The organism is Microcoleus sp. Pol7_B2 (genome assembly GCF_036701035.1).
In the GTDB taxonomy this organism is placed as follows: Bacteria; Cyanobacteriota; Cyanobacteriia; order Cyanobacteriales; family Microcoleaceae; genus Microcoleus.
Genome location: NZ_JAUBQB010000027.1, coordinates 25,423 through 41,468, shown reverse-complemented (window position 1 = coordinate 41,468; position 16,046 = coordinate 25,423). Strand labels below are relative to the sequence as shown.

The window sequence follows — 16,046 nt, the reverse complement described above, 5'->3', positions numbered from 1 at the left end:
TCTTCTTCCTTCTTCTTTCCATCCGTTACATCCGTTAGAAAATCCGTTGCCGAACTTCCTTCTTCCTTCTTTAGCCTTCCAACAATTCCGTAGCATTTGTGCAGGGCAGCCAGAGCACGTAGCGATATCCAGATTCCGGGGCGCCTTGAATCGAGAGTTGGCCGCCTTGAATTTCCACCAATTGGCAGCAAAGCAGCAGCCCCAAGCGTTCCCGCGCCCCGTAACCAGCTAACACCGGTGCGGTATCCTCTGCATTCTGGGCCACCAAAGCCGCCAACTCAGAAAAAGCCAGCGTTAAGCGCTGCGAACCCTGTGTCGGGAGTTGCGCTTCGACTCCCTCGGAGTCGGTTTCGGAGTGCGATGGCGAACCGCTACCTGATCCGACCTTCAACAAGTAGTCGGTGTAGAGTTTAGCATGGGGCAAACTTTCCCCTAACCAAGGATGAAAAACCCAAACTCCGATGTTGATACCGTCTTCTTTCCGAGAAACGTGGACTCGAATCACGCTGCCTGCCCCAGCAGATTGAATAATGCTAAAAATTAAGTGGTGCAGCATTTGCTGAACCTTATCTTTATCTACCAACCAGATGCGCGACCCGGGCCCCATCGACAAATTAATTTCTTGCTCTCGTCTACTTGCTGCCGACGACAGGATTGTCACCACCTGCTGGCACAAAGTTTCTATATCGACTGCGGTTCGCTTCAAGGTGAAAGCGGAATCATCTAGTTCTGCCAGTTCCAAAATTTCTTCAACTAGCGATCGCAAAGAGCGGCTGCTGTCTTGGATCACGTCAATATATTCTTTTTGCTTGCTCGTTAAGGGGCCATAAATTTCTTGTTTCAACACGCTTGCCATGCCGAGGACAGAAGTGAGCGGTGTGAGCAATTCCTGCGCTAAATTATTCAGCAGTTTTACTTTAATTGAGTTAGTAGACAAATCGATAGGTTTGTTAGTCATCGCTAAATTTTATTGGTTCATTGTCGAGCGAGGGTTGGCGGTTCATTAGACCTATTCCAAAAGTTTATAACAATCTGTTTATAATTCACCACAAAAAAACGTAGTGAAGAAAAATATATATTCCTTCTTCCCTAGAAGCTCTTCCTTCTCTGACTAATTAAGATTTAATCATTGCTTCTAAAGCTGATTGCAAGTCTTGAGTGAGTTCGGCAACTGCTAACCTGCGGCTGGTTTGATATCGATCCCAACGATCGCTCACTGATATGGGTTCGCCCACGGTCATTTGTACCTGCTGTTTGCCCAACTTCGGTCTGCCGAAAGGATTTCCCCCTTTGATGCGAGCCAGTACGTCCCACAGCAGTAAAGTTGTTTCTGCCAAACGTTCTGCTGTCAGTTGTTCTGCGACGTACCTGCCCGTGACGGACACGAAACTTTCTACAAGTCTCATGTGCCACATCCGAAGACTTGCTTCTTCAGCGAGGCGATCGGCTAATCCTCTTTCTAAGGGAGAAAGTGCTGCAATATCTTTAATATCTTCTCGATAAATATACTCCCAGCCTGCTTGTTCCACACGGCGGCAGCGGTCTATTAAACTGCCTTTGGGCTTTAAGTTAAAATATTCTTCTGCTACTTGCAAACCCACGTCTAACAGGGCTTTCAGTCGAGCTATCATTACTTCATTGTCAAAATTATTTGTCGTCTTTTCGGAAACTGATGATGGTAAAATAGATATTTTTTGGGTTAAGTTTTTATGATAAAAACGGCTGTAAAACTCTTCCATTACTGCTAGTAAATGGCTGCCCAGTCGAATCAGGCGCAGATATTGGAATTTGTGATTGTGGTTTTCGGAATCGGGATTGGCAGTCTCTAAATTAGAAATCTCGGTGCGTTCTAAGGATGGCAGTCCGCAATCAATTTCTAATTGAGTTAAAAGTTTTTCTAAGGGTTGCCAAGGTGGATTGACATAGCGGTATTGAATGCCGATCGGCACAATTAAAACTTTTTCAGTGCGTTCGGCTTTCAGCAAATCTTCAACGCACCAGAAGCCCATTTGAGCAATTCCCGGTTCGAGGGGACTAACTATTTCATTGTGACCGTTGGTGGCGCCTTCTGGGGCGGCGGCGATCGGGAATTGGCTGTTGGCAAATAAATTGCGGGCAGATCGCAATCCGACGCGATCGATCTTCCCGCGAACAATCGGAGTGCCACCGAGTTGGGAATACAACCAGCCGACGCCCGCACCGGCCCAGAGGGGAATGCCGCGATCGTAGATAAAGTGGGAATGTACCGGGAATTGCAGGGGAATGCCTTTGGCGCGCGCTGCCTGGGGAACGAGTTTCCAAATTAGTTGTCCCAAACAGTAGGGATCGTCTGAGTTGGGGTGGCGGAAGGCTAGCAAGAAGCGAACTTTCTGATTTTGAAATTGGTGGAATAGTTCGGCGAGGGTTTCGACGTTTTCGGCTTGAACCTGGCTGATACTCGTCCGAAATCGCAGCCACCAGGGGAATATTTGCTTACAACCTTGCATCACTAGAGGGTTGTAGGCTGGGGGTATGAATTCCAGCGGCGGCTGAACTTGGCTAATTGAATTGGGCATTTGGGGATTTTAAATTTTAAATTACTAGGTGGGGGTAAAAACTTCCAATTTTTAGAATGCTGAAGTTTTTTTTATTAACCGCAGAGGACACAGAGGACACGGAGGAAGAGAGGAGATAGCAAAGCGTGTCAATTTAACGTCAAAAGTATTACCCGTCTGGGATCGGATATGATGTCGAGTCGATCGACCCCAATATTTTGGTCGGGGCGGGTTTACGGGATGCCTGGCTTATATTACAGATCGGGGGTGAACTAGCCCTGACAAGAATTAGGATTATTTTACAGGACTAGATATGAAACCATCATATTTTTTACCCCCCTGTCCTGGACAAGGGGGATGCGAGGGGGTGAGAAACTCGATTAAAAACAAGATTTATCCTCAGTTTCCGCCTTCAACACAAATTTTTGCCATCCAAAATCTAAAATCTAAAATCCTCTTGTGCGGCTTCAAATATCATTTCTTGGAAGTTAATGACATCCGATCGCGGATCGCAGTGGGTGACTTTGACTTCTAGCCGATCGCCTATTTCGACCGATCGACCAAATCGCATTGCCAATTCTAAACCCAACTCTTCCAATAAAATCAATCCCAGATTGCTGTCTTCCCTCAGCCAGCGCAGCATTAAGGCTTCCCAAACTTCATCGGGGTTGCGCCGCAAATATTCCAATCCCCAATAGCGGTTAGTTTGGCGTTCGACGGTAGAGGCTTCTTTAACTGCGGTGCCGAGACACATCACAATGTCCTGTATTTCTTCAGCGGAAAAAGGCAGGGGTTCGCCCCGCAGGTGGGCTTTGATTTGGAAGTGAGTCAGCAAGTCGGTATAGCGGCGGATCGGGGAAGTAACTTGAGTGTATAATTCCAAACCCAAGCCTGCGTGGCGTCCGGGGGTGAGGCCCATTTCGCTGCGGGGCATACAGCGGCGCACGGCGCAAGCGCGGGCGGGGCCTGCAGGCACGGCCAGCAGTTCTTCATCTGGAGGGAGTTCGGGCTGTGGCTGATAGCGGTAGGGTATTGGTAGGCTGTGAGCTTGACCGTAGCGGGCGGCTAGTTCGCCGGCTAAAATCATCATTTCGGCTACTAGCATCCGGGCTGTGGAGTCATCGATGACGTGGATCTTGATGTCGTCGCCGTTGACTTTGATGACTGATTCGGGCATGAAAATGCTGATTGCGCCTTGGGCTTCCCGCCATTTTTGGCGCAGTTTTGCTGCAGACGCGATCGCTGCTATTTCTGGTTCTGCTTCGATTCCCAACTCCAGCATTTCGTCTACATCATCGTATGTCAAGCGGTAGGTGGGTTTTATGGTGCTGATGTGGATGCTGTAATCTTGAGCCGCGCCGATTTCGTCTAAGGTGACGCTGAAGCTGAGCGCGCTGCACTCTTTGCCTTGAATTAAACTCATCGGCCCGGTTGCCAAAGCAGGGGGAAACATGGGGATCATTCCCGTGGGCAGGTAAACCGTAGTGGTGCGCTTTCTGGCTTCGAGGTCGAGTTCGTCTCCGGGGGAAAGCAGGCGGGTGGGATCGGCGATGTGTATCCACAGGCGCTGCTGGCCGTTTTCGAGGAATTCTAAGCTGAGGCCGTCGTCGATTTCGGTGGTGCTTTCGTCGTCGATCGTGTAAACCTTGAGGTGAGTTAAATCGAGACGATTTGTGTCGGAGTCGGTTGGGGGATTTTCTAGGCAGCGTTGGGCCACTTCTAATACCTTTGCGGAGAATTGTAGGGGAATTTGGCTGCGCCGCAAAAACAGGTTTTCGTGGGTACTCCACAGGCCGAGATCGACGAGGAGGCCAAATGCTGCTTCGGGGTTTTCGGATCGTTGCAAGCTGGCTAAAGTTTCTAAGGCTGGGGTGCGGTGCGTTGCTTCTTCTCCGAGGAGAGCAAAGCGTTCTAGGGCGTCGAGGCGAGTTCGATCGCTGTGTTCCCAATCTACATTTTCCCCTGCCAGCCGCTGTTTGACTCGATCCCAAAATCCTTGGGATTCTTGGTGTCGCTGCTGTTCTACTTCTTGCTGGTGTTTGATTTCGGCTACTTGGGCTGCCGGTCGCGGTTCGTAGCGATCGCCCTTTTGTTTGAAATACAGTTTGTCTGTTGATAGCAAACAGTAAGCCGCGTAACACTGGGCCGGACTGCGTTCCGAAAATAGCAGCATTGCCAGGGCTTCGGGATCTGTCGTTTCTCCGTCGCCGACTAAAAGTTCCCAAGCTACTTCCAAACTCGACGGATCTGAGTAGGCTTCTACTTCTTTGAGAAATTTGGGAATATCGGAGGGTTTGTAAGTTTCTCCGACTACTTCGTAGGTGATTTGTTTGGGCGGTATGCTGTGCGGTTGACCGTTTTCGTCTACCACGACCCAGTTTTTCTTGCCGTCGGGGCGATCGGCAACTGCCAGACGGCGGTCGCCGTGCACTCTAAATTCTACTAACGTTCCCTTCTCCACTTGCCAGCTTTATATTTGAGATTTTGGATTTTTACAGTAGCCACTTATCGAGTTTCGAGCTTGCGATTTTAGATTTTGGATATTGGCAATTTTTCTGGTCAATTGTGAAAGTTAAAATCTAAAAAGTTGTTTTTTCTTCTTGCTTTTTTTTAACTTCTGACTTGTGATTAAGACTTGCGCTGCGGCGACTCTTAACCCTATTTCGCGATTTTTTCGCTGCCTTCTTGCTGCACTATTAATGACAGAAAGACGTTCTTTTCGCGCAAGTCTTATTCCCAGTCCAAAATCTAAAACCCAAAATCCCAAATCCTGTTAACCTTCTTGGTTTACGAAGGGCATCAAAGCTACAATTCTTGCTCTTTTGATGCTTCTGGTCAGGTCTCGCTGCTGTTTTGCCGTCAAACCGGTAATCCGGCGGGGCAAAATTTTACCGCGTTCTGTGACGTATTTTTTGAGCAAATCGACATCTTTGTAGTCGATCGGGTCTCCTGGTTTGATGGGCGAAACGCGCCGGCGAAAGTAAGTCATGGTTTGTTGTTTGTTGACTGTTGTTTGTTGACTGTTGATTGTGAGTTTTTAGTTATTAGCCGTTACTTGCTAGCCGTCAGCAAAGCATTGGTTAGTTATCTGCTTTTCGCGGGTCAATATCAATTGCCAACAACTGATGACTGATGACTAAGGACTAATGACTAATCACTACTTGATCTCTTTGTGGGCAGTGTGCTGGTTGCAGTGGGGGCAGAACTTTTTGAGTTCTAGCCGCGCCGTCGTGTTGCGACGGTTCTTGGTGGTGGTGTACCGAGACACGCCTTTGGAGCGTTTGCTTACGTTTGTACGGCACTCAGTACACTCTAGAGTAATTATGATGCGGACGCCTTTAGCCATAATTCTAAATAAATTTCGACTAATTTAAACACAATTTATTATCTTCTCACATTGCTCTGCACTTGGTCAAGCAATCTTCTAACTTTGATGTCGAGGGAGTAGCCACGGCGGGCTCCGACGACGATCGTCCCGCCGATGCGATCGTGGAAAGCTTGGGGAAACCTTTCGGCGGAGGTGAGGGCAACGCTACAGTCGATCGCCAGGGGCAGGATCAGCAGCAAGACGGCAGCGTTGGTAGATGTGATCCCAGCTATACCTGCGAAGGCTAAGGCGGCGCAAAAGCCCAGTAAGGCCTCGCGCTTGCAGAGTTCTTGCACTCCGGGAGTCCGGTGGAATCTGGTATCGGCAATTTTCATGTCCAAGGCCCAGCGCCCCAGACTTTGACCTTGGTTTTTCCTGACGATGGCTACGCGCATGATCAGCCACAGCAGGACAAAAAATATGGTTTGGACGATCGCATTATTGCCCAGAAGCAAACTGGGCAGCCAAACTGCGATTCCGTCGATGCAGAGGGCCGCGGCGCGGCGGCCGACGGATACTTTGGGAAGGAGAGGTACTAAATCGGAACTCATAGGCAAAAAGGTCGATCGCCACTAGCTACTTTTTGATTTTAAGCTCTCGATTAATCGATCGGCATCAATGGCGCGTAACTCAACGTCAAAGCCAACCGCTAATTATTCAAGCTGAAAAGGGATTTTCGCCAATTCCCAACTGCTTTTTCGAGTTTTCCACCTCTTCCCAAAGTTTTTGTATTTGAGTAAATGCCTGTTCCACAGAGATTTTACCGTTAGATGTCAAGGAACTGATGTAACCCACTCGCTGAGAAAACTCTTGTAAATTCGCATTAAATACCAAATTCTCTGGCTTTACTTCACCGTAATAGCGATTTTGAGGATATAAAAAATTTGAATTTGCTACCATTGCTTTAACCTCGCATGAAAACTTGTTCCCTGAACATATCAATATTATAAACCGCGCTTCCCTTTTAAAGATGTGCTCTAAGTAGCAAAAATCATGTGACATTTTGCGATTTTTTTTGTGATGGCAATTACACCCACAGATCTGGGCGACAAAACTCTCTGTAATTTCACGTGTACAACTTACGCAGGCGGGGTCAACAACCAGCTTTCTGCCTTAAGGCTTATAACTTCCGATTTGGCGTCGAAACCAGGTTTTTGTTAGTCCAGGACTGAGTTATTGAAATAAGTGACAAAAAAAACCAAAATGGATAATATTATTGCATACATCAATAGTTAGATTTTTATTAGGAATCTGCGTAATGTCTCCCAATGGGCTATCGCCCAGTCCCAAATCCCGGCTGAGGCAAGTTTTAATTAGACTTGCCCTCGCCGTAATAGCTGCTGTTATCGCCTTCAATATTCCTCACTCCTTAATTCCCGTGTTTAAAGAATCCCTATCCGAAGCAACGCCGCCACCAGAAATCCAAAACGTGCTCGCCGGCAAGCGCAAAATTGTGACAGTGGGCGACAGCATCACCGAGGCTGGGAAATACCCTGGAGGTTACGTTTGGCTGCTGCAACGCTATCTGAATGCCCTTTATCCCGATCGCAAAATCGAAATCGTCAACGCCGGAATCTCCGGTAACAGGGCGACGGATATGCAAGCCCGCTTCCAGAAAGATGCGATCGACCAAAAGCCAGATTTAGTGATGATTAATGTCGGAGTCAACGACGTTTGGCACGCTTTCTTCGACTTCCAAAACCGTCAGTTTTATCCGCAAGGCAAATTGCCCAAGGGAGTGCCACTGGCAGAATATCGGGAGAAAATAACTCAAATGGTGTTGGCGGCGAAAGCCGCAGGAATTCGAGTTGTACTGCTTTCTCCTACTCCTATCGGCGAAATTCTCGACGGCCCAGAAAATCGCAGGTTGCAAGAGTATATTGCCGCGATGCGAGAAATTGCGTTGCAGAATCAGTGCTTGTTTATCGATTTAAATGGGCCTTGTCGGGAAGTTATCGGCACGTATCAAAAACACGCCGGCAAGACTCTGAATTTGTTAGCCGCAGATGGAGTTCATCCCAATCCGTCGGGATATCGAATTATTGCTTTTACTATCTTGCGCGGTTTGGGCGTACCTGCAAAGGATATTGAGAATTTAGAAGTCAAAAATTGAATCTTGGAATTTAGTTAGCTGTTGACTGTTGACTGTTAATTTAAAGTATGCAGGCTAGAAGCCCCTTGATTTATCTCTGGGGTGAATTTTTCGGCGTTGCTGAATACAGATATGAATTCAAGATTTCGCAATTGCTATGGGCACGCTTGAGGGTGAGTTTTGTAAGAGCAAGCGAAAAGTTTATTCATACCGTGAATCACAAACGCCAATTTTTCAAATCTGAAGTTTCAAATCTCATATCATTCAATCGGCGGATGATACCGATTCAACCAACAGCTACCGATAATCACCAACGCCACCACAACAATAATTTCTGTCCAAAAAAACGAAAGAAAATCGCTTGCAGTTCCCACCGGGGGCACCCCCGGTTGAGCATTGCGAATAGCGGGAAAAGCAAACAACATCACAGCAGTCCAACTCAGCATTCCCACTTCCGGCAACTTGCCAGATTTCATCACTTTTAATGCTAGCAAAAGCGCCATAATTGACAGTACCCACATAATAACAATAATCACTAAGGCAAAAAATTTCACCGGGATTGAGCGAGTTGCATAAACATCAATATAAATAAAGATAGAGGAATTTTCTTCCATCGGCATATAACTGATGTCAAAACCGGGAACATCCGCATTAAAATTAAATTTTAGAGGTACCGGGTTTAGTTGAAATGGAGCAAACTTTTTACCAATCGAAGCCAGCGGATCGATCGAAATAGCTACTTTAGCAATGTGCTTGTCAAACGGATAATTGTTAATCTTTCCCTTTACCAAATTAAATTTTAATGCAGGCACAATCATCGGTTTGCCTTCTTTAAAGGTAATTTCCGAATCCTGTACATTTGCGCCGTTAACTGTCATTAACAAGTCTTGAGCTGGGTAAGTTGGCCCTTTTTTATAGATACCTTTGAGTTCAAACTGCAAGCGGGCTTCTAATTCGTTCTTAATGGGATCTACTGCAATTACCGTCATTTTGACTTCAACCAAGCCTTTGGACGCTACAGCGCTTTCTGGAGGTGAATTGTAAGGCTCTTGGGCGTTAGCATTGTGAGAGTAAATAGATAAGATAATTGCCCAAATTACGGTCAGACTGCCAATTAAAATAAGTATTTTTTTGAGATTAAATTTGTTGACACTTTGCATTTATTATGGATATTTTATCTTTTGATTTGTTGTTAAGATTTACCGCAGTCTCCCAGTCCGCCCCTGCGCCAGCCCGTCAGGGCTTTAAACTTCTGTCTCATCGCTAAAATCGATAAAAACTGACATCTTGCACCATTTTCAGGAACAGGCCCGAAAGCCTATTCCTGAAAAGTTCAATTTTCTTTCTTGTGGGGTGGGCATCCTGCCGGCCCATAGTAGGGCAACTACGAACCGATAGGAAGCAGTACCTTTGATGTAAAACTGCCGTGCAAACCGTAGGGAATGTGCTGTTTTAAATGCAAGCGCGCTAGGGGCCCTTTGGTGATGTCACGAGCATCTAAAATCACTAAGGTCGATCGATGATGAGCTGCATCATACATTAAAAGCAGTAGCCAGCCGTCATCCTCAGCAACAGCATCGGGACGGAGAACAAACACCGGTTCCCCCGCAAAACCACGCGGTGCCGCACTCCAAATTTGCCTTTCACCAGTCACGAAATCCATTTTGAGAATAGCTTGCAAAGGAGCATTCCCAGTGGGAGCATCAGCAGCACCGATGTAAAGATATCGGTAAGGTTGTCCGACATTATTCGGATGCAAAGTGGGAAACTCGCAGCACCTAGTTTCAACAACTTGATGCTGTACCGTTTTGTCTTGCAAATTTAACTTAAACCGCCACAATTCCCCCGCTGGAACGCTCTCAAAATCAACCTCCCGGAAATCGCCGTCCGCCTCTACAGTGGGAAATGATTCGTAACAAACTGAGTCAACAAAAACTTCGTCTCCTTCTTCCCAAGCGTTGCAGTGGTGGAAGACAAAACAAGGTTCAGTTTCTAATATCTTTACCTCGTCAGTGCCGTTGCGGGGAATTAAAATTGCTTGCGTTGGCTTGTTTGGCGAAAATTGAATGCACTGGGAAGCACTCCGCAATCCTAACACGAATGGTAGAGGATTAAATGAGACGGGATTTTGGAAGAATATACAGTAATTCGGGGTAATTACCATGTCGTGCAGGAAGGCAAAACCCGGTATTGCATGGGCGTGACGCTGCAAAAGTTTGCCGCTTTCGTCGAGTTCGTAAATCGTGATGGTACTCGACAAACCGGGCTTGACAGAAAAGTTTACCAATCTGTCTCCTTTGCCATTTTTCCCTTTTTCAATTCTCGGGTGGGCGGCGAAGGCTTCACCGGGTTGTAAAATGCCGTCTAGGGTGTCTAACCCGAGTGTTTCTAAGGTGCGCGGGTCGAGTCTGTAGGGTGCTGCGGCTTCCCAAAGCGCTAGCAGTTTGTCGCCCCAATAAATAATGTTGGTGTTGGCAATGTTTTTGATTTTGACATCAAAGATGTTGGCTAGCCAGCCGCCCGGTTTCTGTGTGCCGAAAACGCCTCGGTGGAGAATTTTTCCGGCTTCTTGTTCGGCGAGATAGCCTTCTGTGCGGACGAATCGGTTGCGGAAATGGGCGCGGCCTTCGGATATTGCGATCCCACAAACCATCCCGTCGCCGTCAAACGGATGGTGGATGCGCTGGCCGTTGACATCCAATAATCCGGGCCCGTTGCGAAAGAATGTGCCTTGCAAGTCGGCGGGGATTTCGCCTTCTATGTCGTCAATCCAGTAGTCGGATTCGTTGGGTTGAGATTCGTAGCCGCGCTGCCAGTCTGTGCGATCGTAGGATGATTTTGTGGCTGCTGTTTGAGGTTGTGAAATCTGTAATTTTTGCATGGGTATAATAAGCTTTTATTGATTTAACGGCAGAGAAAACAGAGGGCGCAGACAGAAGGAAAGTCGAAGAATTGGGAAACACAGTTAAATTCATCCATGTATCCGTGTCAAAATCCGTGTGTGCCTTCCTTTATTTGCTGTCTGCGGTGCGGCTTTGTGACCTTACTGTTGGTACTAAGTCGGGAAAGTATTCGGGCATGAAATGCTGTCCACCAGGTTTGGAACTGCCCATTTCTGGTTCTAATACGGGAAGAGACTTTTGATTGTTTTGATCGCGGCTTTCTGTACTGTCGGCGGGCAGCCAATTTAAGAACGGTAGCGGCAGAAGTGTGGACAGGTTTGTGATGACAATTAGCAGCCAGAGGTTATCGAAATTGCGATCGGTAATTCCTAGCAAGTGGGTTAAAAGTGCACCGCCCTCGTGGGACAAAAGTCCTGCTAAATTTGTGATTGACATTAGCAGTGCAAATAAAGTTGCTTCGACGCCTGGGGGACACAAGCGCGCGGAGAGTACCAGCACTGGCATATAAGCAATTTGTCCGATTACTGTCAGGATCAGGCTGTCTCCGATGCTGAACCATTGATCGTCAATTCCTAAAGCTCGGTTGGCATGAGTTACTAATAATAAAGTAGTCATCCCCAAAGCAGTCGCAATGACCGTTGACCAGCCAAAAATTACTCGAAATGGAACTGTTTTGAGGAATCGTTGAAACAGCCAGACGCCGGCGAGGGCGGCAATGCTGGTAACGAGGCGCACTCGGCCGAGAAATTCTGGTTGAAAGCCTAATTCGTTGGTGGTGAAAAAGAAGAAGGCGGAGTCTGAGCTTGGGGTGGCTTGCCAGAGGAAGAGAAAGGCGGTGGGCAGCCAAATTGTTTTTTGGGTAACAGCTTGCCTTAGTTGTTTTAGTTGGTCTTTTACTGTTTCAAAGTCGGTTCTTTTGTTGGTTTTTTCTTCGGCAATTAACCAAGCTGTTGCTGATACAATTAGCGGGAAAGATGCGGTGATTAAAAATATTGTGTGGGTGCTGAAGTGTTGCAGCAGGGAACCGCTGAGGTAGGCTGTAATTAGTCCGCCGAGGGCTGAAGCACCCCAAGACAAGGATTGCAGGGAACCGGCGTCGGTAACGGATTCTTTTCTAGCCCTTTCGACTACCAGGGAGTCGGCGATTACGTCGCTGACGGCGAGGGAGAGGGAACTCAGGGCGATCGCGCCTGTAGCTGCAAGCGGTGTGTGTACAATTGTTGCGAGGCTCACCCATGCTAAGGTTCCCAGCAGCCCGGAGAGAACGATGTAAGGGCGTCTGCGGTAGCCGAATATCGGCAAACCGTCGGACATGAAGCCGAACACGGGTTTGATAATCCAAGGCAGGGCTACGACGCCCAGCATTGCCGAGACTTCTGCCGGACTCATACCTAGTTCGTCTTTGAGAAAGAAGCTGACGGCTAAGCGGGCGAGTCCGAGAATGCCTTGGACAAAGTAAATCAGTAAGATGGCTATGAGTTCGGGGGTTGGCTCATTCCCAAAGAATACTTTTTCTTTTAAAGATTCTTTGAGTTTGCTGACGCCGGAGGGGGAAACGAGCATTTGAGCAATATTTCTTAATGAATCTCAATATTTATAACACATTCTTAATGACTTCCGGGAACTGTCGGAGGTGGGAGGCGAGAGTGGCGGGGATCTGGTAAGTGCTATAAAATTGTATTTATCTTGAATTTAAGCGTGTTTTGTAATAATAAAAACAGAAAAACGAACCGCGAAGGCGCGTTAGGCGAAGCCGCGCGTAAACCCTAGGACGCCAAGCAAGAGAAAGAAGAGAAAACTCACAACTGCTGTCAGCTTCGTTATATGATTATTGAGCCTAAAAATCTGCCGGAAATTACGGGTTCCAAGTACCCTCAGCAATTCCAATCTGCTGTTGCGGGGAGAGTTAAAAAGCGCTTGGGCGATGCGGCCGGATTGCATAATTTTGGGGTAAATTGGGTGAGACTTGCGCCGGGAAGTTGTTCTGCTCTCAGGCACTGGCATACCCGCCAAGATGAGTTAATCTATGTTCTGGAAGGGGAAGTTACTCTGATTACAAATTCGGGAGAGCAAGTGCTGACACCGGGTATGGCCGCGGGTTTTCGGGCGGGGGATTCAGATGGGCATCATTTAGTCAACCGCTCGAATGCAGATGTTGTTTATCTCGAAATTGGCGATCGCACTCCGGGAGATAGTGCCGAATATCCCGATGACGATCTAATTGCGAAAGCTAACGGGAATAGTTGGATTTTTACTCGCAAAAATGGCGAGGTTTATGAGAGTTAAAATTTTATGAGTTAAGTGAATCTTGGGACTTCGGCGGAACACGCTTTGTGGTATAGCATTTATCATAAAGATGAGGTGTGATATAACAATACGACAGTTTTTAAGCAGCTAAAGTATCATAAGACAAGACTGAAGGAAGATTAGGATGATTTTAAATCAAATCCGGGTCTAAATCTTACTTATCAATAAAAGTATAAAGTAAGTGTTTATTGAATTCGCACCGTTTATAAGAACAGATTGAAAACACAAACGACTTGGCAGATGAATGACAACTATAGAGTGGATGTTTGGCTAAATTTAAGGAAAGAAGACTGGCATTAAAATGAAAATCAAGCTGTGGTAAATGACGAGCTTGACCATCAGACAATCCCGTAAATTCCTTGGTCTAACGAAAAATAAATTCAATCTGGAAACGAGCCTGATAATATTCAACAATTTGTTCGGGAGGTAGGTGAACATCAGTGCTAAATAATAAAGCATTTGTGATTTTGCCGTTGGCTTGAACTTCAGAGATACAAGCCAAACTAATTTTGCAATTTAAACAACAACTCGCCTAAAATAAATGTAGAGATTGAAACTCCCGGTTTTATTTATTTAACAAAATTAAGACGACTCCAATCATGGCAATCAACCTTGTCATCATATTTACGAGAAGTTCCCAGTTTATTTTGTTCGCCTGTATAAAGATAGCGTCAGTTACCATTAACTCTTAGCTTGCTAATAAAGTCTAAATTTAACTCCCGCACAGCATCCCAGAATTTAGAGCGGTAGTAATAGCCATCAGCGACCAAATAACATACAAAAGTTGGGAAGAAATAACGAGTATTCTTCAAATGTTGTGCATAGTCATTAACTCTTGTGATGTCAGGCTTTGAAGTTTGAGAGTCCTGTTTTTGGCGAGTGTTTTTTGACCAGCAATTCTTCTAATTTTCTGCCAGTTTTTTCAGGGGCTTTATTTGAGGACGTGATGGAGTTTGCTGTACGCTTAAGCTATAATATAAACGACTCTCAATTTCTACAATAGAAATCACAGCAATTTCCCACCCCTGTTCCGATTTGCCAGCTACACCATTATAAAAATAAGCTTTACCGTCAGTTTTGGGGCCACGTTTTCTCACAAAATAACCCTCAATAACAGCAATGACTGTGTGTTCATAATTCAAAGCAAGTTCAAGAAAATATTGAGTAATTTGTGGAGATTTAAAGCTTTTGAGAAAGTGACGACGGTAGTTTTTTTCTATCAAATAACTATAACGACTGAGATTCGTGAAATTGACCTTGCCATAGACAACCAAAATAGTTTAAAATAAAGTGACTAAAAACTTCTTTGGGGGTTGACTCATCCCCGGGATTTATTGTAAAGATGGATTCAATAATCTTCCTAAGGCAATCTATTAAGCTTGTGTATTTTTATATTTTAACCTAAAAGAGCGCCGTTTTTTCTGTTTATTTTGGGTTCAGATTGCACTCACTTTTTTCGCTTCTGTGCTTTATTGCGAGCGCATCCCTCTTTAAAAACTGTCCCGAGTATTGATTAATACTACAAGCTTTAATTAGCTTTAACTTGATACAAAAATGGATAAAATTTTTCCTATTCCACAATTATCTACAGGCTTGGGTCAATTAATATCGTTAATGAATTTTTACCCAAATCCCTTCTCTTACTTGATCAATGAGAATGAATTATTATTTTCTTCTGCCGCTTAGTGACAGAAGAGGGATACAGCATATTTCCTATAGATGTAGAGCGCGATCAACCGGGTTTTTTGAACAGAATCACTAATGATGCGAGAACTGTAAAGAAGCCCCGTGAGAGCGCGGTGTACTTCATAAGCCTGGAATAAGCTGTAATAGTGGGAATTATAAGAAGTGGTACAAGGAACACTTAGATAACACCATTTATCGTCCACTGATTGCTCAAATAGTGGAAAATTTGAAATCAAAACAAGTCGATAAAGGCTAAAGCTATGAAAGTAAGGGTTTGGCCAGAATAGCGATCGCACCCTGACCCCTCAAAAAAGCGTGTGAAGTGGAGCTATCCCGCTCTTAATCGCTGGCTCAAGAGTCAAAAACGCCACATCTAAAGCTGAGCTAGCTCTCATTTACTTTGCATATTGTAATTATCAATAAAAGCTATCATTTTTTCTCAGTAGCTTTCCGCTGCTCCCTTCGGGTTTTACAGCAAAAGTTAAATACGCCTGAGCTTATCTGCACTGAGCGAAAAGTTTTGTTACAATAGGTAAGCTGTTACAAATCGTAACTTATGCTGGTTTCTATTTTAATAATTGACGTTGCCCTCGTTGCCTGGTCTTTGCACTTAATGCAGGAGGCGATCGCGCAACGGGAATTTTCACTAATGCTAGCCGGCACCCTAGTTGCGGTCTCAGCCGCCGCTCTGCTAGTCGTCTACTTCCTCATGGGGTCTTGTTTGAGCCATTTGACCGAAATATCGCAACACACTTACTAGATCATAGTAGGGGATTGACCATTGTCCAGAAGCGAGGAGACTTTTTTGGAAAAAAAGCCGAAAGCCTTGCCAATCCAGGGTTCAAAACTAATTTCCTCAAAAAGCTTGACAAATATTGGCCAGTTAAGGCATGATTGAGAGCGCGAAAAGAAAGGGGAATTAGCTCAGTTGGTAGAGCACTACAATGGCATTGTAGGGGTCAGCGGTTCGAGCCCGCTATTCTCCATAAATTAAGATTAGGGATACATCACTGCTGTGTCCTAATTTGTACCCAATTTGTACCCAAACAGTACGAGCGCGTGCTTAAATTCGATCGCGACTGGTACCTAAACACCATTGCCGTGTCGTTAAATTCGATCGGGCCACACACCGCGAAAACCAATTTTCCCGTAAAATC

At 45.8% G+C, this 16,046-nt stretch carries 14 protein-coding genes and 1 tRNA gene; 4 read left to right on the top strand and 11 right to left on the bottom strand.

The genetic code is table 11. The features are described 5' to 3' along the window. Positions 1–70: 70 nt before the first annotated feature. From QUA57_RS12980 to QUA57_RS12950, 7 genes are all read right to left on the bottom strand, one after another. A complete protein-coding gene (locus QUA57_RS12980) occupies positions 71–958 on the bottom strand; it encodes a histidine kinase dimerization/phospho-acceptor domain-containing protein (RefSeq protein ID WP_333061303.1) in 888 nt (295 codons plus the stop codon). Positions 959–1,115: 157 nt separating this feature from the next. Further along, complete coding sequence (locus tag QUA57_RS12975; protein WP_333061302.1) at positions 1,116–2,555, bottom strand: 1-acyl-sn-glycerol-3-phosphate acyltransferase; 1,440 nt, start codon at positions 2,553–2,555, stop codon at positions 1,116–1,118. A 418-nt stretch (positions 2,556–2,973) separates the two neighbouring features. Beyond that, on the bottom strand, positions 2,974–4,995 hold the full coding sequence (locus QUA57_RS12970; RefSeq protein WP_333061300.1) for a ribonuclease R family protein: 2,022 nt from the start codon (positions 4,993–4,995) through the stop codon (positions 2,974–2,976). 312 nt (positions 4,996–5,307) lie between these two features. Beyond that, the gene (gene rpsR / locus QUA57_RS12965; RefSeq protein WP_006631377.1) at positions 5,308–5,523 is read right to left on the bottom strand and encodes a 30S ribosomal protein S18; all 216 of its coding nucleotides are present in this window, start codon (positions 5,521–5,523) and stop codon (positions 5,308–5,310) included. Between the two features lie 168 nt (positions 5,524–5,691). Further along, positions 5,692–5,880, bottom strand: a complete 189-nt coding sequence (gene rpmG / locus QUA57_RS12960; protein ID WP_190658616.1) for a 50S ribosomal protein L33 — start codon at positions 5,878–5,880, stop codon at positions 5,692–5,694. Positions 5,881–5,918: 38 nt separating this feature from the next. Continuing rightward, positions 5,919–6,452 (bottom strand): RDD family protein, encoded by a 534-nt coding sequence (locus QUA57_RS12955; protein ID WP_333061298.1) that lies wholly within the window; start codon positions 6,450–6,452, stop codon positions 5,919–5,921. A gap of 106 nt (positions 6,453–6,558) precedes the next feature. After that, on the bottom strand, positions 6,559–6,801 hold the full coding sequence (locus QUA57_RS12950) for a DUF7219 family protein (protein ID WP_333061297.1): 243 nt from the start codon (positions 6,799–6,801) through the stop codon (positions 6,559–6,561). A 358-nt stretch (positions 6,802–7,159) separates the two neighbouring features. Between QUA57_RS12950 and QUA57_RS12945 the strand changes: the two genes are divergently transcribed. Beyond that, positions 7,160–8,014 carry an SGNH/GDSL hydrolase family protein gene (locus tag QUA57_RS12945; protein WP_333042338.1) on the top strand — a complete coding sequence of 285 codons (855 nt, stop codon included), beginning with the start codon at positions 7,160–7,162 and terminating at the stop codon, positions 8,012–8,014. A 239-nt stretch (positions 8,015–8,253) separates the two neighbouring features. Here QUA57_RS12945 and QUA57_RS12940 read toward each other — a convergent pair whose 3' ends face one another. The 3 genes from QUA57_RS12940 to QUA57_RS12930 form a co-directional block, all read right to left on the bottom strand. Further along, complete coding sequence (locus QUA57_RS12940) at positions 8,254–9,153, bottom strand: DUF4436 family protein (RefSeq protein WP_333061295.1); 900 nt, start codon at positions 9,151–9,153, stop codon at positions 8,254–8,256. A 224-nt stretch (positions 9,154–9,377) separates the two neighbouring features. After that, positions 9,378–10,874 carry a carotenoid oxygenase family protein gene (locus tag QUA57_RS12935; RefSeq protein ID WP_333061293.1) on the bottom strand — a complete coding sequence of 499 codons (1,497 nt, stop codon included), beginning with the start codon at positions 10,872–10,874 and terminating at the stop codon, positions 9,378–9,380. 130 nt (positions 10,875–11,004) lie between these two features. Further along, complete coding sequence (locus QUA57_RS12930; protein ID WP_333061292.1) at positions 11,005–12,459, bottom strand: folate/biopterin family MFS transporter; 1,455 nt, start codon at positions 12,457–12,459, stop codon at positions 11,005–11,007. Positions 12,460–12,720: 261 nt separating this feature from the next. Between QUA57_RS12930 and QUA57_RS12925 the strand changes: the two genes are divergently transcribed. Beyond that, positions 12,721–13,182 (top strand): cupin domain-containing protein, encoded by a 462-nt coding sequence (locus tag QUA57_RS12925; protein ID WP_333061291.1) that lies wholly within the window; start codon positions 12,721–12,723, stop codon positions 13,180–13,182. 923 nt (positions 13,183–14,105) lie between these two features. Here the strand turns inward: QUA57_RS12925 and QUA57_RS12920 are convergent. Next, positions 14,106–14,477 carry a hypothetical protein gene (locus tag QUA57_RS12920; protein ID WP_333061289.1) on the bottom strand — a complete coding sequence of 124 codons (372 nt, stop codon included), beginning with the start codon at positions 14,475–14,477 and terminating at the stop codon, positions 14,106–14,108. Positions 14,478–15,445: 968 nt separating this feature from the next. Here QUA57_RS12920 and QUA57_RS12915 point away from each other — a divergent pair. Together QUA57_RS12915 and QUA57_RS12910 are read left to right on the top strand one after the other, a co-directional pair. Continuing rightward, on the top strand, positions 15,446–15,649 hold the full coding sequence (locus QUA57_RS12915; protein ID WP_190659577.1) for a hypothetical protein: 204 nt from the start codon (positions 15,446–15,448) through the stop codon (positions 15,647–15,649). A gap of 153 nt (positions 15,650–15,802) precedes the next feature. Next, positions 15,803–15,875, top strand: a tRNA-Ala gene (locus QUA57_RS12910). Positions 15,876–16,046 lie beyond the last annotated feature (171 nt).